This window comes from Rhizobium sp. BK376 (genome assembly GCF_004341625.1).
In the GTDB taxonomy this organism is placed as follows: Bacteria; Pseudomonadota; Alphaproteobacteria; order Rhizobiales; family Rhizobiaceae; genus Rhizobium.
Genome location: NZ_SLZG01000001.1, coordinates 295,129 through 321,083 on the forward strand (window position 1 = coordinate 295,129; position 25,955 = coordinate 321,083).

General features: G+C 60.2%; 30 protein-coding genes. 22 read left to right on the forward strand and 8 right to left on the reverse strand.

Translation table 11 applies throughout. The features are described from left to right. Positions 1–225: 225 nt before the first annotated feature. The 3 genes from EV561_RS01505 to EV561_RS01515 all read right to left on the reverse strand — a co-directional run bounded on the left by EV561_RS01505 (position 226) and on the right by EV561_RS01515 (position 2,454). A complete protein-coding gene (locus tag EV561_RS01505) occupies positions 226–570 on the reverse strand; it encodes a cupin domain-containing protein (RefSeq protein WP_132516900.1) in 345 nt (114 codons plus the stop codon). Positions 571–603: 33 nt separating this feature from the next. Continuing rightward, a complete protein-coding gene (locus tag EV561_RS01510) occupies positions 604–1,887 on the reverse strand; it encodes an O-acetylhomoserine aminocarboxypropyltransferase (protein WP_132516902.1) in 1,284 nt (427 codons plus the stop codon). Positions 1,888–2,022: 135 nt separating this feature from the next. Next, on the reverse strand, positions 2,023–2,454 hold the full coding sequence (locus tag EV561_RS01515; RefSeq protein WP_132516904.1) for a CoA-binding protein: 432 nt from the start codon (positions 2,452–2,454) through the stop codon (positions 2,023–2,025). 95 nt (positions 2,455–2,549) lie between these two features. Here EV561_RS01515 and EV561_RS01520 point away from each other — a divergent pair, with 95 nt between their 5' ends. Then, a complete protein-coding gene (locus tag EV561_RS01520) occupies positions 2,550–2,891 on the forward strand; it encodes a hypothetical protein (protein WP_245512559.1) in 342 nt (113 codons plus the stop codon). A gap of 471 nt (positions 2,892–3,362) precedes the next feature. Here the strand turns inward: EV561_RS01520 and EV561_RS01525 are convergent, their stop codons facing one another. Then, a complete protein-coding gene (locus EV561_RS01525) occupies positions 3,363–4,190 on the reverse strand; it encodes an enoyl-CoA hydratase (RefSeq protein WP_132516906.1) in 828 nt (275 codons plus the stop codon). Between the two features lie 88 nt (positions 4,191–4,278). Between EV561_RS01525 and EV561_RS01530 the strand changes: the two genes are divergently transcribed. The 3 genes from EV561_RS01530 (at position 4,279) to rpsI (ending at position 5,872) form a co-directional block, all read left to right on the forward strand. Further along, a complete protein-coding gene (locus tag EV561_RS01530) occupies positions 4,279–4,704 on the forward strand; it encodes a PaaI family thioesterase (protein ID WP_132516908.1) in 426 nt (141 codons plus the stop codon). Positions 4,705–4,934: 230 nt separating this feature from the next. Continuing rightward, positions 4,935–5,399 (forward strand): 50S ribosomal protein L13, encoded by a 465-nt coding sequence (gene rplM / locus EV561_RS01535; RefSeq protein WP_132516910.1) that lies wholly within the window; start codon positions 4,935–4,937, stop codon positions 5,397–5,399. Between the two features lie 2 nt (positions 5,400–5,401). Beyond that, on the forward strand, positions 5,402–5,872 hold the full coding sequence (gene rpsI, locus EV561_RS01540; protein ID WP_132516912.1) for a 30S ribosomal protein S9: 471 nt from the start codon (positions 5,402–5,404) through the stop codon (positions 5,870–5,872). A 111-nt stretch (positions 5,873–5,983) separates the two neighbouring features. Here rpsI and EV561_RS01545 read toward each other — a convergent pair whose 3' ends face one another. Then, on the reverse strand, positions 5,984–6,364 hold the full coding sequence (locus EV561_RS01545) for a VOC family protein (RefSeq protein WP_132516914.1): 381 nt from the start codon (positions 6,362–6,364) through the stop codon (positions 5,984–5,986). 220 nt (positions 6,365–6,584) lie between these two features. On the opposite strand from EV561_RS01545, the gene EV561_RS01550 reads away from it, so the two are divergent. The 4 genes from EV561_RS01550 to EV561_RS01565 all read left to right on the forward strand — a co-directional run bounded on the left by EV561_RS01550 (position 6,585) and on the right by EV561_RS01565 (position 9,801). Next, on the forward strand, positions 6,585–6,944 hold the full coding sequence (locus EV561_RS01550; protein WP_132516916.1) for an antibiotic biosynthesis monooxygenase: 360 nt from the start codon (positions 6,585–6,587) through the stop codon (positions 6,942–6,944). A gap of 10 nt (positions 6,945–6,954) precedes the next feature. Next, positions 6,955–7,905 carry an agmatinase gene (speB, locus tag EV561_RS01555; protein WP_132516918.1) on the forward strand — a complete coding sequence of 317 codons (951 nt, stop codon included), beginning with the start codon at positions 6,955–6,957 and terminating at the stop codon, positions 7,903–7,905. A 101-nt stretch (positions 7,906–8,006) separates the two neighbouring features. Next, entirely contained in the window at positions 8,007–8,933 is a 927-nt protein-coding gene (gene argC, locus EV561_RS01560) for an N-acetyl-gamma-glutamyl-phosphate reductase (RefSeq protein WP_132516920.1), read from the forward strand. 4 nt (positions 8,934–8,937) lie between these two features. Continuing rightward, a complete protein-coding gene (locus tag EV561_RS01565; RefSeq protein WP_132516922.1) occupies positions 8,938–9,801 on the forward strand; it encodes an aminoglycoside phosphotransferase family protein in 864 nt (287 codons plus the stop codon). A gap of 6 nt (positions 9,802–9,807) precedes the next feature. Here the strand turns inward: EV561_RS01565 and EV561_RS01570 are convergent, their stop codons facing one another. Then, positions 9,808–10,215, reverse strand: a complete 408-nt coding sequence (locus tag EV561_RS01570) for a DoxX family protein (protein WP_132516924.1) — start codon at positions 10,213–10,215, stop codon at positions 9,808–9,810. A gap of 235 nt (positions 10,216–10,450) precedes the next feature. Between EV561_RS01570 and EV561_RS01575 the strand changes: the two genes are divergently transcribed. The 4 genes from EV561_RS01575 (at position 10,451) to EV561_RS01590 (ending at position 13,842) form a co-directional block, all read left to right on the forward strand. Continuing rightward, positions 10,451–11,191, forward strand: a complete 741-nt coding sequence (locus EV561_RS01575; protein WP_132516926.1) for an SDR family oxidoreductase — start codon at positions 10,451–10,453, stop codon at positions 11,189–11,191. A 92-nt stretch (positions 11,192–11,283) separates the two neighbouring features. Continuing rightward, positions 11,284–12,444 (forward strand): chromate efflux transporter, encoded by a 1,161-nt coding sequence (chrA, locus tag EV561_RS01580; RefSeq protein ID WP_245512560.1) that lies wholly within the window; start codon positions 11,284–11,286, stop codon positions 12,442–12,444. A gap of 214 nt (positions 12,445–12,658) precedes the next feature. Then, positions 12,659–12,904: a DUF3302 domain-containing protein gene (locus EV561_RS01585; RefSeq protein WP_132516928.1), complete on the forward strand. Its 246-nt coding sequence runs from the start codon at positions 12,659–12,661 to the stop codon at positions 12,902–12,904. Then, the gene (locus EV561_RS01590) at positions 12,901–13,842 is read left to right on the forward strand and encodes an efflux RND transporter periplasmic adaptor subunit (protein WP_132516930.1); all 942 of its coding nucleotides are present in this window, start codon (positions 12,901–12,903) and stop codon (positions 13,840–13,842) included. The genes EV561_RS01585 and EV561_RS01590 overlap by 4 nt, the downstream gene beginning before the upstream one ends. Positions 13,843–13,886: 44 nt before the next feature. On the opposite strand, the gene EV561_RS01595 is transcribed toward EV561_RS01590, so the two are convergent. Then, positions 13,887–14,990, reverse strand: coding sequence for a COX15/CtaA family protein (locus EV561_RS01595; RefSeq protein WP_132516932.1), 1,104 nt, complete (start codon positions 14,988–14,990; stop codon positions 13,887–13,889). Positions 14,991–15,118: 128 nt separating this feature from the next. Here EV561_RS01595 and EV561_RS01600 point away from each other — a divergent pair, with 128 nt between their 5' ends. The 3 genes from EV561_RS01600 (at position 15,119) to EV561_RS01610 (ending at position 17,147) form a co-directional block, all read left to right on the forward strand. Further along, positions 15,119–15,328, forward strand: coding sequence for a DUF2842 domain-containing protein (locus EV561_RS01600; protein ID WP_132518032.1), 210 nt, complete (start codon positions 15,119–15,121; stop codon positions 15,326–15,328). A 125-nt stretch (positions 15,329–15,453) separates the two neighbouring features. After that, the gene (locus EV561_RS01605) at positions 15,454–16,713 is read left to right on the forward strand and encodes a GNAT family N-acetyltransferase (protein ID WP_245512561.1); all 1,260 of its coding nucleotides are present in this window, start codon (positions 15,454–15,456) and stop codon (positions 16,711–16,713) included. Between the two features lie 8 nt (positions 16,714–16,721). Continuing rightward, a complete protein-coding gene (locus tag EV561_RS01610) occupies positions 16,722–17,147 on the forward strand; it encodes a DUF4279 domain-containing protein (protein ID WP_132516934.1) in 426 nt (141 codons plus the stop codon). Between the two features lie 46 nt (positions 17,148–17,193). On the opposite strand, the gene EV561_RS01615 is transcribed toward EV561_RS01610, so the two are convergent. Beyond that, entirely contained in the window at positions 17,194–19,383 is a 2,190-nt protein-coding gene (locus tag EV561_RS01615; protein WP_132516936.1) for an exopolysaccharide transport family protein, read from the reverse strand. Between the two features lie 202 nt (positions 19,384–19,585). Between EV561_RS01615 and EV561_RS01620 the strand changes: the two genes are divergently transcribed. The 7 genes from EV561_RS01620 (at position 19,586) to EV561_RS37030 (ending at position 25,941) form a co-directional block, all read left to right on the forward strand. Beyond that, complete coding sequence (locus tag EV561_RS01620; protein ID WP_132516938.1) at positions 19,586–20,161, forward strand: polysaccharide biosynthesis/export family protein; 576 nt, start codon at positions 19,586–19,588, stop codon at positions 20,159–20,161. A gap of 6 nt (positions 20,162–20,167) precedes the next feature. Further along, on the forward strand, positions 20,168–21,319 hold the full coding sequence (locus EV561_RS01625) for a glycosyltransferase family 4 protein (RefSeq protein WP_132516940.1): 1,152 nt from the start codon (positions 20,168–20,170) through the stop codon (positions 21,317–21,319). A gap of 80 nt (positions 21,320–21,399) precedes the next feature. Then, complete coding sequence (locus EV561_RS01630) at positions 21,400–22,962, forward strand: undecaprenyl-phosphate glucose phosphotransferase (protein WP_132516942.1); 1,563 nt, start codon at positions 21,400–21,402, stop codon at positions 22,960–22,962. Then, on the forward strand, positions 22,959–24,218 hold the full coding sequence (locus EV561_RS01635) for an O-antigen ligase family protein (RefSeq protein ID WP_207910487.1): 1,260 nt from the start codon (positions 22,959–22,961) through the stop codon (positions 24,216–24,218). Before EV561_RS01630 ends, EV561_RS01635 begins: the two co-directional genes overlap by 4 nt. Then, positions 24,215–25,417, forward strand: coding sequence for a glycosyltransferase family 4 protein (locus tag EV561_RS01640; protein WP_132516944.1), 1,203 nt, complete (start codon positions 24,215–24,217; stop codon positions 25,415–25,417). The genes EV561_RS01635 and EV561_RS01640 overlap by 4 nt, the downstream gene beginning before the upstream one ends. Beyond that, positions 25,414–25,704: a helix-turn-helix domain-containing protein gene (locus EV561_RS01645; RefSeq protein ID WP_132516946.1), complete on the forward strand. Its 291-nt coding sequence runs from the start codon at positions 25,414–25,416 to the stop codon at positions 25,702–25,704. Before EV561_RS01640 ends, EV561_RS01645 begins: the two co-directional genes overlap by 4 nt. 87 nt (positions 25,705–25,791) lie before the next feature. Next, positions 25,792–25,941, forward strand: a complete 150-nt coding sequence (locus EV561_RS37030) for a hypothetical protein (RefSeq protein WP_165927733.1) — start codon at positions 25,792–25,794, stop codon at positions 25,939–25,941. Positions 25,942–25,955: the final 14 nt, after the last annotated feature.

Genomic DNA, 25,955 nt, shown 5'->3' on the forward strand with positions numbered 1-25,955 from the left:
TCGCCCCTATTGCTGTGACGTCCTCACCTGTTCTCCCGGCTACAAGGATGGCTCTATAGCCGCAATGTTTCAGTTTGATGACAATTCGGTGAAAGGCGGGTGACACATCCGGGAAGGGAAAATCATCGGGACGCATCAGGCATTTAAGCCGCCGTCCCGGTCATCGAAAAACTGGCGCCAGCGTCGCTATCCGGCTCAAATGTTGATGACCTTGCAGACGGGTTGTCAGAGCCGAACAACATAATCCTTGCGTGTGGTTTCGACGACTTCCCATGTGCCGGTGAAGCCCGGCTTGAAGACCATCCGATCCCCTGCCCGGAGATGGAATACGTTGCCATTATCTCCGGTTACGATGGAATATCCCGAAAGGATATGAAAATATTCCCATTCTTCGTAGATAAATCGCCACTTTCCCGGCGTCGCTTCCCATATGCCCGCATATATTCCGCCCTCGGCCTCGTCGAGGTTCCAGGTGCGGAACTGGGGGGCGCCTTCGATTACCCGATCGGCGGCCGGCGCCCCGATTTCGGGGGCCGATTCACCGGTTTCAAATCGTAAACAAGCTGTCATAAATCCCCTCCCCAGCGGCGAACCGCCTCCCCGTCAGACCTTCGCAAGCGACTGTTCGAGATCGGCGATGATGTCCTTGATGTCCTCTATGCCGATCGACAGGCGAACGACGTCAGGCCCAGCGCCGGCCGCGATCTTCTGTTCGTCGGTGAGCTGCTTGTGGGTCGTCGAGGCCGGATGGATGACGAGGGAGCGCGTGTCGCCGATATTGGCGAGATGGGAGAACAGCTGTAGCCCTTCGACAAAGCCTTTTCCAGCCTCGTAGCCGCCCTTGAGCCCGAAGGTGAAGACGGAGCCGGCGCCCTTCGGCGAGTAGCGCTGCTGCAAAGCATGGTTCGGGTCATCCTCCAGCCCGGCATAATTCACCCAGGCAACCTTGTCGTGGCCCTTCAGCCATTTCGCAACGCCCAAAGCATTGTCGCAGTGGCGCTGCATGCGCAGCGGCAGGGTCTCGATACCGGTCAGGAGGAGAAAGGCGTTGAAGGGCGAGATGGCCGGCCCCAGGTCGCGCAGGCCCAGCACACGGCAGGCAATGGCAAAGGCGAAATTGCCGAAAGTGGCATGCAGCACCATGCCGTTATATTCCGGGCGCGGCTCGGACAGCATCGGATAGTTGCCGGAGGTCGACCAGTCGAAGGTCCCGCCATCGACAATCGCGCCGCCCATGGAGTTGCCGTGACCGCCGATGAATTTGGTCAGCGAATGGATGACGATATCGGCGCCATGCTCAAGCGGACGAATGAGGTATGGGGTCGCCATGGTGTTGTCGACGATCAGCGGCAGGCCGTGGCGACGAGCGACCTCGGCGATGGCTGCAATATCGACGAAAGTGCCGCCGGGATTGGCGAGGCTCTCGATGAAGATGGCGCGGGTGCGGCCATCGATCTTGCCGTCAAAACTGGATGGATCGGATGGATCGGCCCAGCGCACATGCCAGTCGAAATTCGCAAACGCATGGCCGAACTGGTTGATCGATCCGCCATAGAGCCTGGTCGCGGCGACGAAATTGTCGCCCGGGCGCATGATCGCATGAAAAACCAGCATCTGGGCCGCATGACCGGAGGCGACCGCAAGGCCCGCCGTCCCGCCCTCCAGCGCCGCTACCCTCTCCTCCAGCACGGCCTGCGTCGGGTTCATGATGCGAGTATAGATATTGCCGAACTGCTGCAGCCCGAAGAGCGCGGCAGCATGGTCGGAATCATTGAAGACATAAGCGGTGGTCTGGTAGATCGGCGTGGCGCGAGCGCCCGTGGTCGGATCGGGTTGCGCACCCGCATGAATTGCCAGCGTGTCGAAACCCGGATTGTTTGCCGCCATGATGTTCTCCCGTCGCGATTTCTAGTCTTGGGAGAGGATCATAGCGCCTCACTCGGTAAAGTTAACCGCGATCTTTCCCCGATCCCCGGTTTCGGTAGAAAATCCATCGCGTTGGGAACGCGGCGGGCGACTGTTTCAGGCCGCGAGCAACCGCGGATATTCGATCGCCGGGCAGCGATTCATGACGACATAGATCCCGGCGGCTTCGGCCACCGATGCGGCTTTATCGTCACGCACCTCCAATTGTCCCCAGATGACCGACGGAAGCGGCTTCAATGCCAGGGCTTCGTCGACGACGGATTGAAGATATTCAGGCGCGCGGAAAACATCGATCATATCTATGGGCTCGGGGATATCGGCGAGCCTGGCGTAGACGGTCTGCCCAAGGATCTGCTTGCCGGCCTGCCCGGGATTGACGGGAATGACGTGATAGCCATGCGCCAGGAGATAGGCCATGACGCCATTGCTGGGGCGGGCCGGATTGGGAGAGGCCCCGACCAGTCCAATGGTCTTAACCTTGCGCAGGATATCGGCAAGGTAGGAATCGTCGTAGTGGTCATGGTTCATCACGTAGCCTCCGGCTGGATCACAACTGCGTTCTCAGGGCTTACCGCGCCGAGCCGGTTCGCCCATCTCTTCTTACATGGTCACGGAGATTATTCATGATGAGGGTCGAGCCAATGAAAAAAATCATTCTTGTAGGATTATTTGCAGTTTGCGCATCGACGCCGGCTTTGGCGATCGGCCGATATAATGCTCTCTCCTACACCTGCGCCGGCGCGCAGGATTTGATTGCGCACGAACGCGCGGTCATCTTTCGCTACCCTGCAGACCGCACGAAAAACATGACGCTCTACGACCGCTACGTGCTGGATACCCGCTCCTGCGACTTTGGCTACTATGCGTACCAATCCTATATGCCGACAAAGGACAACGGGACCTGCCCCGTTTACACCTGTCGGCCGGCGACCGATTTCGGTGGTCACGACAAGATAATCCCTTAGGAGTAGGAGGGGTTACAACCCACCGGGATCGGACGTGCAAGGAAATGCAAGTTTTTGCATTTCCCAAAAGTTTAGCAGGATTGAGCGCATGCCCTTGTTCTCTTTTTGTATGTGGTAAATTTCTCTTCTGTTCACTGCTCTATTAGAGACATCTCATAGTTGAGTGACCGCTTTTGATTGAACGCCCATGGTGCAGTGCATCATTTGCAAAAATTTGCGAGTATATTTTCCCAAAACTGAAAATAACCACAGATAGCCTAAAAAATATCAGATATTGCATCATTTTGCGGTAGATGGCGGCAAGTTCGCCACATCTGGCCAATCGTTGGCCCTGCCCGTTCTCGGGCAATGTACCCACGGCCCGTCCTGCGCTTTCGCTCCGGTTGCACGCGACCGCACGCAATGACAAACCAGAGCGGGACAAATCACCGGTTCCGGCGGCATCATGCCTGCCGGCAGGCCGGCATCGGGCTATTCGCCCGTCCAGACTGCCGGCCGCTTTTCGATAAAAGCGCCGATGCCTTCCCTGGCATCGGCCGTCATCATATTCTCGGTCATGACGCGAACGGCATGGTCGTAGGCGTCGGCCACAGACATATCGATCTGCGCGTAGAAGGCTTCCTTGCCGATCCGCTGGGTCAGCGGCGATTTCGAGGCGATGACATCGGCATATTTGTCGACTACCTGCGTCAGATACTGCTTCGGGACGATGCGGTTGACGAGACCGAAATCCTTCGCTGTCGAGGCATCAATCGTCTCGCCGGTCAGAAGCATTTCCATTGCCTGCTTGCGGTGGGCCGCGCGAGACACCGCGACCATCGGGGTCGAGCAGAAAAGGCCGATATTGACGCCGGGCGTGCAGAAGGTCGACGTATCGGTGCAGATGGCGAGATCGCAGGAAGCCACGAGCTGGCAGCCGGCGGCCGTCGCCAGCCCATCGATCTCGGCAATGACCGGCTTTGGCAAATGGGTGATCTTCAGCATCAGATCTGCAAAGAGGCGGAAGGTCTCCTCGAAGAAGGCACGACCGCCATCCTCGTCCGTGCGGTGCGCCGTCATTTCCTTGAGGTCGTGGCCTGCAGAAAAGACGTTTCCGCTCGAAGCGATGATGACGACGTGAACGGCCGGATCGGCGCCTGCGGCATCGAGCGCCTCCATCAACAGCCGGATCATGCCGATAGACAGGATGTTGGCGGGCGGATTGTTGAGCGTCAACCGCAGGACATTGTCTTTTCGCGTGACCGCCAGAGGCTGGGTGTCGCCCTCTTTTTCCTTCCGGAACGATACGACTTCGGCCATGGCCCCTCTCCCTCATTTCCGTCTATGCTAAGACCGTTCTGCCATAGGCCGAAGCCAAGAGCCAGCGGAAGCGAGGAGCCGACAATCGATGAAACCCGTCATGACGATCGACGAGATCCATGCTTTCCTGGAGACCGATTTTCCGCAGATTCACACCGAGGGCCGGGTATTTATTGTGAAGGCCGTTGAAGCGGGCCGGCTGAGGATGACACTCGATCCTTCGGACCGACATCTGCGTCCGGGCGGCACCGTTTCCGGCCCGACGCTGTTTGCATTGGCAGATGTCGCGGCCTATGCGGTCGTCCTTGCCCATATCGGGCCGGTGGCGCTTGCTGTCACGACCAATCTCAACATCAATTTCCTGCGCCTGCCGGCGCCGAAACGGCTCATCTGTGATGCGAGGCTGCTAAAGCTTGGCAAGCGGCTGGCCGTCATCGAGACCTCGATTTTCCAGGACAATGAGGAGGAATTGGTGGCTCACGCGACCGCAACCTACTCGATTCCGTCGCGCTAAATGTGTGGTATCATAATACACCATATTTAATGCATTGATTTTGCTTGCTTATTTTTGCGACCTTAGAAATCGGTCATATTGACGTTCCGGGGCGTCCGCTTTATAAGCCGCACCAGAACGCAGCCTTTCCGGGCTGCTTTCTTTTTGGCACGGGTCAAACCTGCCAAACCAAGCAACAAGAAACGCCCTGACGCCTTCGGGCCAAGGGATCCTAATAGAGAGTATTCAACATGGCTACCTTCTCCCAGAAGCCTGCAGAGGTTGAGAAGAAGTGGGTCCTCATCGACGCCGAAGGGCTTGTCGTTGGTCGTCTCGCTTCCCTGATCGCAATGCGTCTGCGCGGCAAGCATAAAGCTACCTTCACGCCGCACGTCGACGACGGCGACAACGTCATCGTCATCAATGCCGACAAGGTCGTCTTCACCGGCAAGAAGTACGAAGACAAGGTTTACTACTGGCACACCGGTTATGCCGGCGGCATCAAGGAGCGCACCGCTCGCCAGATCATCGAAGGCCGCTTCCCGGAGCGCGTCCTCGAAAAGGCTGTTGAACGCATGGTTCCGCGCGGCCCGCTCGGCCGTCGCCAGATGAAGAACCTGCGCGTTTACGCCGGCACCAACCATCCCCACGAAGCCCAGCAGCCCGTCACTCTCGACGTCGCCAAGCTGAACAAGAAGAACGTAAGGAGCGCCTGATAATGGCTGACCTCTCCTCCCTGAAGGAACTCGGCACGACCTCCGAAGCCGCTTCGGCTCCGGTTCACGTCCGCAAGGTCGACTCGCTCGGCCGCTCCTACGCGACCGGCAAGCGCAAGAACGCCGTTGCCCGCGTATGGGTCAAGGCTGGATCCGGCAAGATCATCGTCAACGGCAAGGACTTCACGTCCTACTTCGCCCGTCCGGTGCTCCAGATGATCCTGCGCCAGCCGATCGTCGCTGCTGCCCGTGACGGTCAGTTCGACATCGTCGCAACGGTTGCCGGCGGCGGCCTCTCCGGCCAGGCCGGTGCTGTTCGCCATGGCGTTTCGAAGGCCCTCACCTACTTCGAACCGGGCCTGCGCTCGGTCCTGAAGAAGGGCGGCTTCCTGACCCGCGACAGCCGCGTCGTTGAACGTAAGAAGTACGGTAAGGCCAAGGCTCGCCGTTCGTTCCAGTTCTCCAAGCGCTAATCGCTTTCGACATTATCGCATGCGAAAGGCCGGAGTTTTCTCCGGCCTTTTTTCATTTTTGGCTGACAGCAGAAGGCTCTGCCGCGATCAGTTGCTCAGAAGCCCGCGGCCTCAAAGCTCAGGTTTGTGGAAATAAGCCTCGAGCCGGTAGCCGTCGGGATCGATGGCGAACGCGGCGTAGTAGAACTGGCCGTAATCCGGGCGGATACCGGGCGGTCCGTTATCCTCCGCGCCATTCGCAATAGCGGCCTTATAGAAGGCGTCGACCGCTTCCTCGCTTGGCGCGACAAAGCAGAAATGCAAGCCCGACTTCATATCGGGAATGACGGGACGCTCGACTTGCATAAGCCAGAATGCCGGTCTTTCGGCGCCATAGCCACTCTGCACGCCGAAATTGGACTGGCGCTCATAACCGAGCGGCGACAGGATAGCGTCATAGAACTGGCGTGATTTTTCGATGTCTTTTACACCGATGGAGATGTGGTCGAACATTGGATGGGAACTCCTATTCGCTCTTGTGCGGCCGTGAAAACCATGCGCGCAGCACAACGGTCGCTTCCCAAGCCGCTCTGTTCAGTCTTTTCGTTCAGTCTGGCGGCAAACATCTTTCAAGCACTTTTCGAAGTCAACCGGATGCTCGTCGGAGGAGACAGGCTGGCGCTTGCAATCGCCGCACCGGTCGCTTACCCCTTCTCGGCAAAGGGAGCATACCATGCCAGATAGTGACCAACTGAAGCGCTTCGCTGCTACGCCCGAACCACCTTACTACGTCGTTGCCTTCTCCTCGATCCGCACCGAGGGCGATAACGGCTATGGCGCGATGGCGGACAGGATGGAAGAGCTGGCGCTGGAGCAGCCGGGCTGTCTCGGCCTCGAATATGCCCGCGACTCCGACGGATTCGGCATCACCAATTCCTTCTGGCGCGACGAGGACAGCATCCGCGCCTGGAAGGCCGTCGTGGCGCATCTGGCTGCGCAGAGGCTCGGTCGCGAGCGCTGGTACGAGCGCTATCAATTGCGGATCGCCAAGGTCGAGCGAGCCTACGGCTTTTCGCGCACGGACGAAATCTGAGGGGAACGACATGGAAAAGACGATCGACCATGCTTTCACGGCCAAGGACCTGACATCGGCCGCCACCGACCCGACCTATGCCGGCGTCCTCTCCTTCATGCGCCGCCGCTACACCAAGTCGCTCGACGGCGCCGATGCCGTGGTCTGGGGCATTCCCTTCGACGCCGCGACCTCGAACCGCCCTGGCGCTCGCTTCGGGCCGCAGGCGATCCGCCGCGCCTCGGCAATCTTCGACAACGACCCACAATACCCATTCCAGCGCGATCTCTTCGCCGAGATGGCGGTGATCGACTATGGCGACTGCCTGCTCGACTATGGCAATCACGCTGCAACGCCTGAGGCGATCGAAAAGCAGGCCGCGACCGTTCTCGACAGCGGCGCCTTCCTGCTCTCGCTCGGCGGCGACCATTTCGTCACCTGGCCGCTGCTGAAGGCCCATGCGGCCAAGCATGGACCGCTGGCATTGGTGCATTTCGACGCACACCAGGACACCTGGTACGACGACGGCAAGCGCATCGACCACGGCTCCTTCGTCGGTCGCGCAGCGCGCGAGGGATTGATCGATCCGGATCGCTCCATCCAGATCGGCATCCGTACCCATGCGCCGGAAGATTGCGGCATCACGATTCTTTACGGCCACCAGGTGGAAGATATGTCCGCCGCCGACATCGCGTCGCAGATCATCAGTCACACCAAGGGCGCGCCCGCCTATCTGACCTTCGATATCGACTGCCTCGATCCGGCCTATGCGCCGGGCACAGGGACGCCTGTTGCCGGAGGGCCGTCGAGTGCCAAGATCCTGTCGGTTCTGCAAAAACTGCACCAGCTCGATATCAGGGGCGCAGATGTGGTCGAGGTGGCGCCAGCATACGATCACGCCGATATAACCGCCATTGCGGGGGCGACGGTCGCGATGTATATGCTCGGGCTGCATGCCGAACGGCGTGCGGCCGGTCGCTGAGCGTAATATTGAAAGATGCCGCGGCCGTTATCATTTTGAATCAACAACATGGCAAACTGATTCCGGAAACATCCTCAACCCTTTGAAAGAGCAGGACTAAAATGACAGCGAAGATCTTCATCGACGGCGAAGCGGGAACGACGGGTCTGCAGATCCGCGAGCGCCTGGCTGAGCGCCGCGATATCGAGCTGCTGTCCATTCCTGCCGACAAGCGCAAGGACACGGCTGTTCGCGCCGAGCTGCTGAACGCGGCCGACATCGCGATCCTCTGCCTGCCCGATGAGGCGGCAAAGGAAAGCGTCAGCCTGATCAAGAACGACACGACCCGCGTCATCGACGCCTCGACGGCCTATCGCGTCGCCGAGGGCTGGGCCTACGGCTTTGCAGAAATGAGCAAGGATCAGGCAGAGAAGATTGCCACTGCCAAGCGCGTCGCCAACCCCGGCTGCTGGCCGCAGGGCGCTATCGCGACGCTGCGCCCGCTCGTCGAGGCCGGCCTCCTGCCCGCCGATTATCCCGTCACGGTCGGCGGCATTTCCGGTTACACCGGCGGCGGCCGCTCGATGATCGAGGACTATCAGGCAAAGGGCGAGGATGCGCCTGAGTACATGCCCTATGGCCTCGGCTTCAAGCACAAGCACCTGCCCGAGATGAAGGCCTATGCGAAGCTTTCGCATGTGCCGCTATTCCAGCCGGTCGTCGGAAATTTTGCACAGGGCATGCTGGTCAGCGTGCCGCTGCAGCTTTCGATCCTGCCGAAGCAGCCCAAGGGTGCGGATATCCATGCCGCTATCGCCGATTACTATGCCGGCCTGAAGAACAGCGTTGTTGAAGTTGCGCCGTTCGAGACCATCGAGCGCACACCGGATCTTAACCCGGAGATATTCAACAACACCAACCGCATGCGCCTGCATGTTTTCGGCAACGACGACACCGCTCAGGTGGTGCTGATCGCCGTCTACGACAATCTCGGCAAGGGCGCATCGGGTGCAGCCGTCCAGAACATGGACCTGATGCTCGCGGCCTGAGGCCGTGACGATCGACAGCATACCCGTATGTCTAAGAAAACGCTGGCACATTCGTGCCGGCGTTTCCATTGCCGATACGCGCAGCAGCCATGTCTATCGCGTCGAGCGCCAGGATGCCGATCCGGCCATCCTGAAAATCCTGAAGCCCGAGGGCATGAACGAACTGCCCGGCATGGCCTTCCTCGAATGGCGCGCCGGCAAGGGCGCGGTCCTGCTGATCGACCGTTTCGAGAATGCCTGCCTAGTGGAGGATGCGGGAAGGCAAATCCTTCGCGACCACTATACCGAACATGGCGACGAGGCCGCGATCGAGATCATTCTGTCGGTCCTCGCGGACCTGCATTCGTCATCACCGCTTCAGCCGCCGAAGGGACTCGTGCCCCTGCGCCGGCATTTCCAGTCGCTGTTCCAGGCGGTTGACCGCGGCGCTTATTCCGACCATGCCGATCTGCTTCGCTGGGGTGCTGCGCTCGCCGAAAGGCTGCTGGCCGAGCAGACCGATATTCGTCCGCTGCATGGCGACCTGCATCACGACAATATCGTCACCGGCGGCCCGCGCGGCTGGCTTGCGATCGACCCGCAGGGATTGATCGGCGATCCCGCCTATGACGTCGCCAATGTCTTCGGTAATCCTCTCGGCGGAGCGAAGGATATCCTCGATCCGAAAAGGATTGCCCGGCTGGCCAAGTCTTTCTCAGAAGTCCTTGGATGCTCGGAGCGCAAGATCTTGAGATTTGCAGGAGCCCATTCTGCCGTGTCGGTCTGCTGGTCGATGGCGGCTGAGCCATCGACTGATAGCCTGGAGAATATTGCCGAGCGCTCAGCCTTCGCACTCATCGTCCGGCGGATGCTCGGCAGTACGCACTGACCCGCGTCATGCCATGCGCTTCGTAAAGCCGGGCCTCCACGCCAAGGTCTCGCCCGGCCCGTGAACGGCCGCGAAGAGCAAGCCGGCCAGGAAGGTGAAGTGGTCGATAAAGAAGCCGAATTCAGCCTGGTTTCCGGTCCAGCGGTTAGGTCCGTGGAAGGAGAAGGCCAAGAATATCACGTAGATGCCGGCCAGCAGAGCGGCCTGCGAGAAGAAAGCGCCGGTCAGAAACGCCAGTGCCAGCCCGAGTTCGAAAAATGCGGCGATCCAGGCGAGAAACAGCGGAATTGGGAAGCCCGCAGCGGCGATGAAATTTGCCGTTGCCTGAATGTCGAAGAACTTGAAGCTCGTCGCCATGAGAAATACGGCTGCGAAAATCAGCCGCGCCACCAGAATTGCGATCGTCTTGCCCATAACAATATCCTTCCTTCCCTCAATGGGTGTTGTCGTCTCCACCCAAGGACGTAGGAAAGGTTCGTTTCCCGACATCCTTTCATCTCCGCAGAAAGAAATTCGGAAAAGCGGCTTCTGCCATATCGTCGAACTATGTGGAGAGCAGGAATATGCTACCTCTTCACAATGACGGCCTACGCCTCGAAGCAGGTCTGCTTCAGGGTGGCGGGCAAGGCGACATGATGGGAGACGAGACGTGGGAAGACTGGATGGCAAGGTTGCCTTGATTTCGGGCGCCGCCCGTGGACAGGGAGCGGAAGAGGCGCGGCTCTTTGCGGAAGAAGGCGCAAAGGTCATCTTGGGCGACATCGAGCATGAGGAAGGACAACGGGTCGCCCAGGAAGTGGGCGGGATCTATGTTCCGCTCAACGTTGCGAAGGAAGCCGACTGGATCGCGGCAGTGGCAGTTGCCGAAGAGAAATTCGGCGCGCTCCACATCCTCGTCAACAATGCCGCCATCCTGCGTCGGGCGCCGATCGAGGATTGCACGCTTGAGGAATACGAGCAGGTGATCGCGGTCAATCAGACCGGCGTCTTCCTCGGCATAAAGTCCGCCGTGCGGCTGATGAAACGGACGGGTGGCAGCATCGTCAATATCTCGTCCACGGCGGGCATTCGCGGGCCGGCAAACAACGTAGCTTATGTCGCCTCGAAATTCGCCATACGCGGCATGACCAAGGTGGCGGCAAACGAATTTGCCAAATACGGGATAAGGGTGAACTCCGTGCACCCGGGCCTGATCGAGACGCCGATGATCGATCCCTTTTTTGATGACGAGGCAATCAGGACCTTCGCGGCCCGGCAGTTGATCAACCGGTTGGGCACATCCCGCGAAGTTGCTGAAATGGTTCTGTTCCTTGCCTCCGACGCATCGTCCTATTCAACGGGCGCTGAATTTATCTGCGACGGCGGCGTGACGACGGGCAATCGTCCATGAGCGGTGGAATGGAGGCTCGTCAGGGTCATTCCTCGGTTCAAGAAGCCGCAGGCTCCCCGCCTCCACTGCGACCGGCAGGATCGGCATCGGAGGTGTTGCGGACATTCCTCAAGCTCGGCCTTACATCCTTCGGCGGTCCCATCGCTCACCTCGGCTATTTTCGTGATGAACTGGTACTGCGGCGCAAATGGATCAGCGAGACGGAATATGCCGATCTCGTGGCGCTCTGCCAGTTTCTTCCTGGGCCGGCCTCGAGCCAGGTCGGCTTTGCCCTCGGTCTGTTGCGTGCCGGCTTTCCGGGCGCCTGTGCGGCATGGACTGCCTTTACCCTGCCCTCGGCCCTGCTTTTGATCCTGTTCGCATTCGGGGCGGCAGAATTCGGCGGACCTGTTGGAACGGGACTGATCCACGGTTTGAAGATCGTCGCCGTTGCCGTCGTCGCCCAGGCCGTCTGGGGCATGGCGCAACGATTGACGCCGGACAGGCGGAGGGCCGGCATCGGCCTTGCGGCGGCGCTGGCCGTTATCTTCATCGGCAGTGCAGTGGGGCAGATTGCGGCAATCGTCTGCGGCGCCTTGGCAGGACTGTGGCTCTGCCGGGATCTGCCCGTTCCGGACAGCGATCATCTGGCCTTTCCGATCTCGCGGCGCGTCGGAGTGACCGCACTTGCCCTGTTCTTCGTCCTGCTGCTGTTCCTGCCTGTCGTATCGGACATGCTCTCGTGGCGAGGCCTGACGCTGTTCGATTCTTTCTATCGAGCCGGAGCGCTCGTGTTTGGCGGCGGCCATGTGGTCCTGCCGCTTCTGCAGGCGGAAGTGGTGCAGACGGGATGGGTCGGCGCCGATTCATTTCTCGCCGGATATGGGGCAGCCCAGGCCGTTCCGGGACCTTTGTTCACCTTCGCCGCCTATCTCGGCGCCGTGATGAAATCCCCGCCTAACGGGGTCGAAGGCGCGGTGATCTGCCTCATCGGCGTCTTTCTTCCCGGCCTGCTGCTCGTTGTCGGAGCGCTCCCCTTCTGGTCCGCCTTTCGCATTCGCCCATGGGCGCAGGCAGCAATGCGCGGCGCCAACGCCGCCGTGGTCGGCATTCTCGCCGCAGCGCTTTATGATCCGGTATGGACCAGCGCCATCCTCAATTCCCGCGATTTCGCGCTGGCGCTGACCGGCTTCCTTCTCCTCACGGTCTGGCAGACGCCGCCATGGATCGTCGTAGTGGCGCTGGCTTGCGGAGGTGTAGCGCTCGCCCTCTAGGTGCCATGGCAACGATGGCGGCAGTGAAAAGCTGCCACCGCGCCGCGTGGCATGCAGTCGTCACCGGATCAATTATCCAATTCCTGACGTCCTCGCTATCTCGATACGAAGCGTAAAACCACGACCTTGTTACCGTAACGTACTTACCTCGCTCCCTCTCTCATGTTTCGCTTGGCACCGCGGAGGATCGATCTTCGCGGTGCTGGAGGGTGACGTGAGCCTTGTCGACATCTTTGCCTGGATCGTTCTGGTCATTCTCCTGCTCAGCACGGTCGCCGTTATTGTCTTCCTCGCCATGTTGCCGGGGATGATTGCCAAAAGCCGCAACCATCCCTGGGCAAAAGCCGTGACCGTCGGCGGGTGGGTCACCTTGCTGCTCGGCTTTGCGCTCTGGCCCATCGTCTTGATATGGGCCTATGTCGACGTTCCGCGTGCTCAAGGCATGGAGCGCAAACCATGATCGTCGTCCTTCTGAACGTCTATCTGGTCATCCTTTTCTGCCTTGTGAAGCTGCGGATTGTTCCCTTCAACCTTTTCTGGAAAGTCTCGCCGGTCCTGGTGCTCCTGCTGCTTCTGATCGGGCTCTTCATTCCGATGGGCTGGGGTGCGCCCCAAGGCTCAGCGCTGGTCGTCCGTAACTCGGTGGCAATCGTTCCAGACGTCGCGGGCGAAGTGATCGATGTACCCGTGCTGGCAAACACATCGCTGAAAGCCGGGGACATATTGTTCCGGATCGACCCTGTCCCCTACCAGTCGAAGCTCGACGCCCTGAAGGCCCAGCTCGCACTCGGCCAGCTGAGGGTATCGGAGACGACGGAGTTGCGATCCCGCGGTGCAGGCCGTGCGTATGACGTCGAGCAAGCGCAGGCTGAGGTCGATCAACTGCAAGCAGAGATCGTCGAGGCGAAGTGGAACCTCGACAAGACCGTCGTTCGCGCACCCGCCGACGGCTATGTCACCAATCTTGCGCTTCGCAAGGGCGCCCGCGTCTCCAACCTGCCCTTGTCGCCCGTCATGGCCTTCATCGATACCGCGGAGACGATCATCGGCGTCGAGGTGCCGCAGATTGACGCCCGCTACATAGACACCGGCCAGCCGGTCGAAGTCACCTTCAAGTTCATGCCTGGCAAGGTCTATACGGGACAGGTCGAAAGCGTTCTTCAGGCGGTTGCCAGCGGCCAGACCCAGACTTCGGGCGCGGCCGTCACTTCCAGAGCGATCCTGAGCATGCCGCTTGTCGTTCGGGTGAAGCTTGATGACAACGGCTTCGCCGATCAGCTGCCTGCCGGAAGCACGGGAGTAGCGGCCATTTTCACCGACCATGTCAAACCCGCGCACCTCATCCGACGAGTGCTATTGCGGCAGGTCGCGATCCTGAACTACGTCAATCCTTTTTGACGGTGGTCATAAGCTGAGGCACCGACCGACAGCAACGGCGCACCTCAATCTCTGAGGGCAATTTCCGTTTCGCGCGGATATTCGCCATAGAACCCCCGCCAGTTGGCGATGGCGAAGCCGAAGACGATCAGTGCACCCGCCTGATGTGTCAGCGCCAGATGCAGCGGCACCTGCATCAGCAGCGTCGAGATGCCGAGTGCGGCCTGGATGGTCACAAGCACCAGAAGCACGATGGAGCGGCGTGCGTGGGTCGTGTGTGGCGCGGCATGCAGCGAGATCACCATGTTGATCAGCACCACGGCGAACAGCGCATAGGCGCCGAGGCGGTGAACATATTGCACCATCTTCGGGTTCTCGAAGAAATTGACCCAGGCCGGCATCTGGGCAAAGAGGCCGTCGGGCACGATCGCGCCATCCATCAGCGGCCAGGTATTGTAGGAGAGGCCGGCATGGAGGCCTGCGACAAGGGCACCGAGATAGATCTGGAAAAGGGCCAGGAAGGCGATGAGACCTGCAAGCCTGCGGGAATAGGGCATTGGCGCGGCATCACTGGAATGGGGCGACAATGCCCGCATGACCCACACACAGGACGCGAAAATCAGGCAGGCCATGACAAGGTGCGTGGCAAGGCGGTACTGGCTGACTTCAGTACGCGCTTCGAGGCCCGAGGCCACCATCCACCAGCCGATCGCACCCTGCAGGCCGCCGAGCAGAAAGACGCCGACCAGCGGCCAGCGCAGGCTCTTTTCAATGCGGCGGGTGACGATGAAATAAATCAGCGGCACGGCGAAGATGACGCCCATGGCCCGGGCGATCAGCCGGTGCGCCCATTCCCACCAGAAGATGCTCTTGAAGTCATCGACGGTGATGTCCTTGTTGATGATCTGGTATTGCGGGATGCGCTTATAGAGGTCGAACTCCTCCTGCCATTGCGCTTCGTTGAGCGGCGGGATGACGCCGTGGATCGGTTTCCATTCGGTGATCGAGAGGCCTGAATTGGTAAGCCGCGTCGCGCCGCCAACAAGAACCAGACAGAAGAGTGCAAAGACGACGAAACCAAGCCAGATGCGCACGGCGCGGCGATTGCGGTCCTGCCTTGCGATTTCGCTTAGGACGGCCTGTTCCGAGGTGAAATTTGCGACAGCCATGGTCTCTCCTTCGATCCGCATGTTGATTTGCCCGATAGGGCCGTGCAAAACAAGGCCCAAGGCTTTGCGGCATGCCGTCGCGGAAGAAACGCCGCGCCGATGCCAAAGCCGAAGGGGAGGAAGAAGACATGCCCGTACGCCTGCGCAAATTCATCGGTACGATCCTGCTGATCGTGCTCGTTCTCGGCTATGCCTGGCTGGCGAATTCTGTCGCGGTTTATGCGCTCGGCAACGCGCCCTGGTGGACGCAGTTCCTCTACTTCCTGCTCACCGGCCTCATCTGGATCCTGCCGGCCATGCTGCTGATCAAGTGGATGGCGGGGCCGAAGAAGCGGTAATCCCGCCCCGATTAACGCAGGGATAACCCTGATCGGCGGAAAATCCGCAAACTTCCGTGCCATAAACCAAAAATAGGCGAGCCAGGCCTATGGTCTCCAGCGTTTGGATTTACGGGAGACATCCGGTGCAGACGCCGAAGCTGGATATCGAAACTATGCCGGTCGCTAATGCCGCGCCTGACGGCATCGCTGCGTCGGCACGTCGGGCTGCGAATGACACGCTGCGGATCGAAGTTTTCGACAGCATGGAGCCGCTGGAAAGCGAGTGGCGGGCACTGGAACGCGACAATCTCGCCTCCCTGCATCAGGGCTATGACTGGTGCTCCGCCTGGGTCGCGACCTACAACAACCCGCTCGCGATCGTGCGCGGCTCGTTCGGCGCTCGGACGGCCTTCATCCTGCCGCTGGAAATCGTCCGCGCCAATATGGTGCGCAGCGCCCAGTTCATCGCCGCGCGTCGTAGCAATATCAATACGGGACTGTTTTCGCGGGAATTCCTCGAAGCGGCAGAAGGCGGGCTGACGGCCTCGCAGCGGGACGCGATCGCGCAAGCGCTGCAGGGCAAGGCCGATCTCGTGGTCCTGCAGAACATGCCATTGGGCTGGCGCGGGCGCAGGAGCCTCCTCTCCCATATGCCGCTGGTCGAAAACCAGAACCATGCCTTCCAGCTGCCCTTCCTCTCCTCTTTCGACGAGACGCTGAAGCAGCTGAACGCCAAGCGCCGGCGCAAGAAGAACCGTCAGCAGACGCGGCTGCTGCAGGATCTCGGCGGCTTCGAGCATATTGCCGGCGGGCCTGTTGACGAGCAGCATATGCTTCTCGATCTCTTCTTCCAGCAGAAGGCCGTTCGCTTCAAGGAGGCGGGGCTGCCTGATGTCTTCCAGTCGCCTGACGCAAAGGCCTTCCTGCATCGGCTGATCGATAGCGTCCGGAGCGACCCGTCTTCCGTGCCGCTCGAAATGCATGCGGTCCGGCTAAAGGGCACGCATGAGGGACACGTCCCGGCGGTTGCCGCGATCTCGCGCAAGGGCGATCATGTCATCTGCCAGTTCACCTCGATCGACGAAACCGTCGTGCCGGCATCGAGCCCAGGCGAGTTGCTGTTCTGGGTGATGATCGAGCATTTCCACAAGCAGGATGTCGCGCTCTTCGACTTCGGCATCGGCGACCAGCTTTACAAGCGCTCCTGGTGTCCTGCCGAAACGGTGCAGTATGATGCCATCCTGCCGATCTCGGCCCTCGGCCATGTCGCAGCCTTCGCGCAGCGCGGCGTCACGCGGACCAAGGCAGCGATCAAGGCCAATCCGAAGATCTATGGCTTCATCCAGCGGCTGAGGTCACAGGCAAGCCATGCGCCGACCGCCGAGCCGGTGGACAAGGATTAAGAAACGCTATGGCTGAGGTACATGAAAGCGCCGCATCTCTCCGTTTTCATGGGGACGACATTGATCCCGAAGAGATATCGCGCATCCTCGGCTGCCAGCCGACGAGCGGCGCGAAAAAAGGCGGTCTTTGGACCACGCCCAACGGGACACAAGTCGTGGCTCGGACGGGCCGCTGGCTGCTAAAAACGCCCCAGGAAAGCCCCGGCGATCTCGACAAGCAGGTGGCCGCGCTCTTTGCCGACTTAAGGGATGACCTCGACGCGTGGAAGGCGCTTGCGGGGCGCTTTCGCGGCAACATTTTCGTCGGCCTGTTCCTCTCCACCTATAATGAAGGAATTGGTCTCTCTCCGAACACGCTCAGTGCAATCGGATTGCGTGGATTGGAACTCCAGCTCGACATCTACAGTGGCCGCGACGACCCGGAGATCGACTAAAGCCGTCCAGTATAAGTTTGCTGAGCAGGACAGGCGAGCGCTTACGTCACGCAGCGTGGCGCTGCGTGCCCGGTTCGCCCTCGTCGCGCCAGCCGGACATCAGGATCAGATGTTCGTAGCCGGCCTTCTGGAATTCCGTCATTGCCGCAACGAATTGCTTCTCGTCAGGCTCCGGCATGGAGAGGACGATCTCGACATCCTTGTTGCGGGTTAGCCGTGCGACGCCATCGACATCGGCAGCGCCGCACTCGACCAGCACCAGATCATAGGCAGAAGACAGCGCTTCGAGGATGATCGACAGGCGGTCGGCTCCGCGCATGGCGCGGCGGAGATCGCTGGTTCCTTGCGGAACGAGATGGGCGTCGGACAACCGGTCCGGATGGATGGTGTCGACAAAGGCTGCTTCATTGCAAAGCAGATCGGTGATACCGGGCAGATCCGCCGCTTCAGCCATCAGCCGCGTCGGGCAGCCGGTGCCGGTCATGTCGACGAGGACGATACGGTGACCCGTATCGGCAATCGTGCGCGCCAGCATCACCGATGCCGTAGAGCCGTTGTCACCGCTCGGTGAGATTGCCGCCACGATCTTCGTATCCAGTCGGATGAGATAGTCGGCAACGGACTGGATCGAAAAGTCCTCTTCCTCCTCGGCAGGGGCGGACTGTTCGACATGAACGGATTCTTCCATTTCCCGAGCCAGTTCCTCGTCTGCCGCAACCGAGAGCATGCTCGCGGGTACATCGGCACGCTGGGCGACCGGCGCCGCGGCAACAGTCTCCCGCTCGACGACCTTCTCCCTGGCGTCGGTCGTTTCGGCTTCGACTTTGCCGGTTGGGCGCAGGGCGCGGCCGCTGAAGAGCTCCATCAGCATGATGACGATCGAGCTTAGGATAAAGGTTGCGAGCGTGGCGACGACGACGATCGGCCCGACCTTCGGAAAATAGGGATCGACCGGCTCGACAGCCTTGGAAACGACGCGGGCGTCGGCCGGGCTGGAGTTCTTGTCGGCGCGGGATGCGGCCTCGCGGTAGCGGGCAAGATAGGTCTCGAGCAGTTGGCGCTGGGCGGTCGCCTCGCGCTCCAGCGCGTTGAGGCCGACCGTGCTTTCGCCTGCCTGGGCGCTGGCGGCCTTGAGCTTGTCGGCCTGCTGCATCAGCTGCTGCTCGCGCAGATCGGCAACCTTCGCCTCGTTTTCGATGCTGGCGAGGATTTTCTGGGTCTCACGATCGATCTGCTGGCGGATGTCGGCGAGCTGGGCGCGCAGGGCCTTCAGGCGCGGATGCCCGTCCATCAGCGTCGTGGAGAGATCGGAGATCTGCGATTCCAGATTGGACTCTGTCGCCTTCAGGCGCTGCATGTTCTGCGAGCCGGAAACATCGGCAAGCGTATCGGTTGATCGGCCGGTGGAGAGCGCATTGCGGACTGCCTGTGCACGCGCCTCGGCATTGGCCTTGTCGCCGCGAACCTGGGCGAGCTGGCCGGAGATATCGGAGAGCTGCTGGCCGGCAAAGGTGTTGGTATCGCTGGTCTGCAGCAGGCCATTGGCGGAACGATAGTCGGCCACCTTCTTCTCTGCGTCGCTGACCTTCTGGCGCAGGTTTTCGATTTCAGGCTCCAGCCAGCGGGTCGCCTCGGAGTTGGAGTCCAGCTTCGCGCCGCTCTGCATGGAGAGGTAGACCTGCGCCATCGCGTTCGGGACGCTTGCGGCAAGCTGCGGGTCGCGGGAGGTGAAGGTGATGCCGATGACGCGGGAGCTGTTGATCTGGTAGACCTGCAGGCGATCGGTGAAAGCGTCCAGCATGCGCTCTTCAGGCGCCTTGTCCATGACGCTCTTCTTAAGGTGCAGCAGGACCAGGATCTTCGACATGGCCGAGCTTTCGTCGGGAGCCTCGAATTCCGGCTGATCGTAAAGCTTCAGATTGGTGATGACCTGCTTGATGAGATCGGCCGACTGAAGAATCTGCACCTGACTGGCGATATTGAGTTCATCGAGAACATTGCTCGACGTCGCATCCGCCCCTCCGGGCGCCGTCGTCGCAAAGGCCGGAGCGCGCTGCTCGATGAGAATACGGGTTTCGCTGCGATATTCGGGGGAGACGAGTTTGGCGATCACCAATGCGGCGCAAGCACCAATGACGGTGATGATCAGGACCCTTACGCGCCGCTGCCAGACAGCTCGAAAAAGCTGACCAAGATCAATATCCACATCCTGCTGGCTGCTGTTTACGCCGGACATACCCGTACTCCACACTATGAGTTCGCGAAAGCGTAAACGACCATGGTAACGCAACGGTTAATATTGGCCCTTCCCCGGCGTTACTGGCCCCATGTTACTTGTCGTAACGATATCAAATGGAATTGATCGGCCTCTTTACCCGCTGTTAACCCTAACGGATCGATAACAGCGTCATGATTTCCATCTTCCTGTGAGCATGCGGATGTCTTTCGCAAAGCCTAAGATTGTTCTGGCCCTCGGCATGGCTGCGCTCGGCGTAGGCCTCACCGGCTGCATGAGCTATCAGCCCGCGCCGCGGGCTTTCAATCAGGCAACGATCCAGCCCTATACGCTGGATAGCGGCGATCGGCTGCGCGTCACCGTCTTCGATCAGGAAGGCCTGACCAACACCTATACGGTGGATCAGGCCGGTTACATCTCCTTCCCGCTGATCGGTCAAGTCACCGCTCGGGGACGCACCATGCAGCAGCTTTCCGGCGAGATCGCCCAGAAGCTTCGGCAGGGCTATGTGCGTGATCCTGACGTCACGATCGACGTCGATCGTTATCGCTCGGTCTACATCATGGGCGAAGTTGGCCAGCCGGGCCAATATTCGTACGTGCCGGGCATGACGATCCAGAATGCTGTCGCAGTTGCAGGCGGATTCTCGAGCCGCGCCAACCAGGGCACTGTCGACGTTACCCGCAAGATCAACGGTCAGGTCATGACCGGGCGCGTCAACATTTCCAATCCGGTGCTCGCAGGCGATACGATCTACGTTCGTGAACGGTTGTTCTAACCATTCATGAACACCCCCCGCCCCCTCCGCATCCTTCATTGCTTCAGGTCCCCGGTCGGCGGAATTTTCCGCCATGTGCGCGATCTGGCGGAGGAGCACAGCAAGGCGGGACATGATGTCGGCATATTGTGCGACAGCTCGACCGGCGGCGAACATGAGGATCGGCTGTTCGATGACATTCGTCCTTATTTGTCGCTCGGGCTGACGCGGATGCCGATCCAGCGCTCCGTCAGCCCGGCGGATTTCGGGGCGCTGTGGGAAGGTTACAAGACAGTCAAAAGTTTGCGGCCGGACGTGCTGCATGGGCATGGCGCCAAGGGCGGCCTGCTTGCACGCGTCATCGGCTCAGCCCTGCGGGTGAACAGGTATCGCGTAGCCCGCCTTTATACGCCGCATGGCGGCAGCCTGCATTTCTCTCCCACCATGCCGCAGGGCAAGCTGGTGCTGTTTCTGGAGCGCTTGCAGGAGCATTTTACCGACGCGCTGATCTTCATCTGCGATTTCGAACGGCAGACTTACGAGCGCAAGGTCGGCATCCCCAAGGCGAAGACGAGACTGATCTACAATGGCATCAACGAGCGCGACTTCAGACCCATACCCACACGGTCCGACTCGGTCCATTTTGTCTATATCGGCATGCTTCGGGACCTTAAGGGTCCCGATCTCTTTGTGGACGCCTTTGCCAAGACCGAGCGGCGCGTCGGGCGGCCGCTGTCGGCGCTGATGATTGGGGACGGGCCGGATCGCGACAAATATCGCACCATGATGGTCGAGCGTGGCCTCGGGCATCGCATCGGGATATTGCCGGCCATGCGCATCGATGAAGCCTTCGCCATGTCGCAGAACGTCGTCGTGCCCTCGCGCGCCGAATCCATGCCCTACATCGTGCTCGAGGCACTTGCGGCCAGCAAGGCGGTCATCGCTTCCAGAGTGGGTGGTATTCCAGAAGCACTTGGGCTGGAAAGCCCGGCTTTGGCCGAGCCGGACAATGCCGATGATCTGGCGCGGGTCATGGCAGAGGCCGTGGTCACACCACGGTGGGGAGATCGTGTCATGCCCCCCACTGAATCCATCAAGTCTGTCTTCTCCGCGCCCGTTATGGCACGGGATGTCCTAAAACTGTACTATGAAATACTTGGCATTCGTGGCGATGCGTAAAATTTAACCTTTTCTTCTAAGCGTTCCTTAGGTGCTTTTCTGCTAGGTCGATTTCCGGCGAGGACCGGATATTCAAGACCATGAATCAGATAGACAAGCCTGAGCAATTCAACATCGAAAACATTCGCAGGCAGGTCTCCGAAGTACGGGCCCGGTCGGCTGACGAAAAGGCAGGCGAGACTACGCCTCCTGCCATCAATCCGTTTGCAGCCAAGATCGCCGAGCAGTTCCGCGAAGCCAACCAGACGCCTTCGATCATCATCGGGCAGTTTCGGCTTTTCGAGTTCCTGTCATTTCTCGCCATCGGACTTGGTGTCTCCTATGCCTATATCGATGCGTACGTGCAGCCCTTCCTGATCCAGGCGGCCGTCGCGATCGGGCTGTCTGCACTGACCGTCTTCATCCTGCAGGTGGTCGACGCCTATCAGATCCCGGCGCTTCGCGCTCCGCTTCATTGCGTGCGACGTCTGTTGCTGGCCTGGGGGGCATCCTTCATCCCGCTTCTCGTCCTGGTCGCGCTGCTGCGGGCCGGCTCGATATATTCCCCGCGCCTGCTCATTACCTGGCTTCTGACCGGTATCGTCTTCCTGTTCGTCGAGCGTATCGCCTTTGCCTATGGCATTCGCAACTGGACCAGAAACGGCGTCATGGAGCGACGAGCCGTCATCGTTGGCGGCGGCGAACCGGCCAGAGACTTGATCCGTGCGCTCGAAAGCCAGCAGGACAATGATATCCGCATCTGCGGCATTTTCGATGACCGCGGCGAAGGCCGCTCGCCGGTCGTCGTCGCCGGTTATCCGAAGCTCGGCACAGTCGTCGAACTGGTCGAATTCGCCCGGGTTGCCCGCATCGACATGCTGATCATCGCGCTGCCGATGAGCGCCGAGAACCGCATTCTCCAGCTTCTGAAGAAGCTTTGGGTGCTGCCTGTCGATATCCGGCTGGCTGCCCATGCCAACAAGCTGCGGTTCCGCCCGCGCGCCTATTCCCACGTCGGCGCCGTGCCGATGCTCGACATCTTCAACAAGCCGATCCGCGATTGGGATTCCGTCGCCAAGCGGATCTTCGACGTCTTCTTCAGCCTGGTTGCGCTTTCGCTTCTCTGGCCGGTCATGATCGGGGCTGCGATCGCCGTCAAGACGACGTCCAAGGGGCCGGTCTTTTTCATGCAGAAGCGTCACGGCTTCAACAACGAGATCATCAAGGTCTTCAAGTTCCGCTCGATGTACACCAACATGAGCGATCCGTCGGCGCGCAACGCTGTCACGAAGAACGATCCGCGCGTCACGCCGGTCGGCCGCTTCCTGCGCAAGTCCTCGATCGACGAACTGCCACAGCTTTTCAACGTGCTGATGGGAAGCCTATCTCTCGTCGGCCCGCGCCCGCATGCCGTCCTCGCGCAGAGCCATGACCGCACCTATGCCGACGTCGTCGAAGGCTATTTCGCGCGCCATCGCGTCAAGCCGGGCGTAACCGGCTGGGCGCAGATCAACGGCTGGCGCGGCGAGATCGACAATGACGACAAGATCAAGTTCCGCACCGCCTACGACCTCTTCTACATCGAGAACTGGTCTTTGTTCTTCGACCTGAAAATCCTCTTCCTGACGCCCTTCCGCCTGCTCAACACGGAAAATGCATATTGAGCGCTATCGCAACCACTACGCTGCACGTTCCGCAGCCGCAGCTTGCCGCCATGCGTCTTGTCGGCACAGCTTGCGTTGCGTTCGGTGTCTTTCTCTCCGGCTTCGTCATTGACGAGCCGGCGCCGTACGAGCTTTGGCTGACGCTTCTGATCGGCGTCTGGTTCATTCTGGGTCTGCGCATTTCGCGCAGCACCGCGCCGCTATTGGCCCTGTTCCTCACATTCAACGTCGGCGGCATGCTGTCGATGACGCAGATGCGGGATCTCACCAGCAGCGAAATGGACGCCCCCATTTATATTGCGGTGTCGACGTTCCTTGCGCTCAGCTCCGTGTTCTTCGCAGCCATCGTCGAAGACAATGCCAATCGCCCGCCGCTGATCTTCAAGACGCTGACGGTCGCGGCAATCATCACTTCGATACTCGGGATCATCGGCTATTTCCACGCCCTGCCCGGCTTCGAGATCTTCACGCGCTACGACCGCGCCATGGGCGCTTTCCAGGACCCGAACGTGTTCGGACCCTATCTGGCCGCGCCCGCGCTCTATCTGATGCATGGCATCCTGATCGGCGATCTGAAGAAGGCGCCGCTGAAGACGGTTGGCCTTGCGATCCTCGCATTCGGCATATTCCTGTCCTTCTCGCGTGCCGCCTGGGCGCTCTTTGCATTTGCCGCCGCGATGCTGATTTTCATCATGCTGCTCAAGCATCGCAGCAACGCCTTCCGCCTGCGCATCCTGATCATGTCGCTGACCGCCGTCATCCTTATGGTCACGGTGCTTGTTATCGCGCTGCAGTTCCATCAGGTCAGCGACCTCTTCTCGCAAAGGACGCAGCTGGTGCAGGATTATGACGGCGGCCACCTGGGGCGCTTCGAGCGTCACCGCATCGGCTTCACGATGTCGATGGAGAAGCCGCTCGGCATCGGCCCGCTGGTCTTTGCGACCATGTTCAACGAGGACGAGCACAATATCTGGCTGAAGACGCTGACCACCTATGGCTGGCTGGGCTTCTTCTGCTGGGTCACCATGATCTGCTGGACGATCTATATCGGCTTTCGCTGCCTGCTCAAGGAGCGGCCGTGGCAGCCCTACGTGATGATCGCCTGGATCGTCATTCTCGGCCATGTGGGCATCGGCAACGTCATCGACACCGACCACTGGCGCCATCTCTACATGCTGATCGGGATCGTCTGGGGCTGCTGGGCGCTGGAACAACGCCATCAGCATCGCCTCGCCCGGGGAGAAATCGTGACATGAACGTCAACGTATCGATCAAACGCCTCTCGCTGCTGCAAGTCCTGGAGCCGAGCGGTGGCGGATCCGGTCGCCATTTCCTCGATCTCTGCCGCGCCATGCAGCGCCGTGGCCATTCGGTAACCGCGATCTATTCGCCAGTCCGGGCCGAAGACGCGTTCGTTGAAGAACTGGAGGGAATGGGCCTCGACGGCGTGCTCCCCGTCATGATGCATCGCTCGCCCGGAATTGCTGATATTCCGGCCTGGTGGAACATCCGCCAGATCGTTTCGAAACACGGTCCCTTCGACCTGATCCATGGCCACAGTTCCAAGGCGGGTGCGCTCACGCGTCTGCGCCTGCCCGGGGTGCACACGCCGGTGATCTACACGCCTCACGCCTTCCGCACCATGGATCCGACACTGGGTTCCAAGGGTCGCATGATCTATGGCGGCATCGAGCGTTTCCTCGGCAACGCCCTCTCGGATCGTGTAATCTGCGTCTCGCGCGACGAATATGAGCATGCGCTGTCGATCGGCTTGCCTCAGGACAGATTGCGGGTTGTCGCAAACGGCGTCGCCTCGCCTCCTCCCGGTCAGCGCGCTGCTATCAGGTCTCGATACGGCATCGGCGACGACGCGCTACTGTTCGGCTTCGTTGGTCGACTGACTCAGCAGAAGGCGCCGGAGCGTCTGGTCAATGCCTTTGCCCGGATCGCGGCAAAGCTCCCGAACGCTCATCTGCTGATGATCGGCACCGGGGAGCTGGAGGCCGAGATCGACGCACGCATCAAGGCACTCGGGCTCCAGGGTCGCGCACATCTAAACAGCAGCATTCCCGGCGCAGTCGCGATCGATGCCTTCGACGCGGTGGTGATGCCCAGCCGCTATGAGGCCATGTCCTATGTAATGCTGGAGGCAGCAGCAGGCGGCAAGCCGCTGGTGCTGACGAAGGTCGGCGGCGCCAGTATGGTGCTGGAGGACGGGCGGAACGGCCTGCTCGTCGCCAACAGCGATGATCCGGAGCCGCTTGCCGACGCGATGATGCGCCTGGCGGATCCTGATATCCTGCGCCGGTTCACGGTTGAGGCGCGGCGGCGGAAGGATCGCAATACGATTGCTGGTATGGCTGACGAAACCGAGGAAATCTATTTCGAATTGCTGGGTTATCGCTCGCCGGCCCTCTTGAGAATGGGTGAGACGGCGCTACAATTGCAGGCATGATCACCTCTGCACAACTCCGCGGCGCCCGCGCCATGATCGGGCTTTCCATAGAAGAACTCGCAGCCGACAGCCGGCTGTCCGTCGCCTCCATCGAAGCCCTTGAAGCGGATGTCGGATCTGCCGAGCATCACATGCTTGCGGCGGTACGCGCAGCACTGGAGGCGCGAGGCATCCTGTTCCTGGCGAGCGGCAGCCAGGGGGTCGGTGGACCCGGCGTGCGGCTGAAATCCTGGGATGAAGAAGAAGGCATTAGGCCGGAAAACCTGAACGCCACGAACGACGACTAAGGCGACTTACGAACGCTCTCATGGAACCAGATTAGGATTTCGCGCGTTTATGTTGTGAAATCATCGGTTTACATGGGGGTTCGAAAGATGAATCGCAGCAATGGCCTGTATCTTATTATCGGCGCTTTGGTGGTCGTGGTCATCGGTCTTGGGACCTATATCTATCGCGAGCAGACCAAGCCCGAAGGCATCCAGATGAATATCGGCAAGAACGGCATCTCCGTCGAGCAGAATTGACGACGAGACTGCTG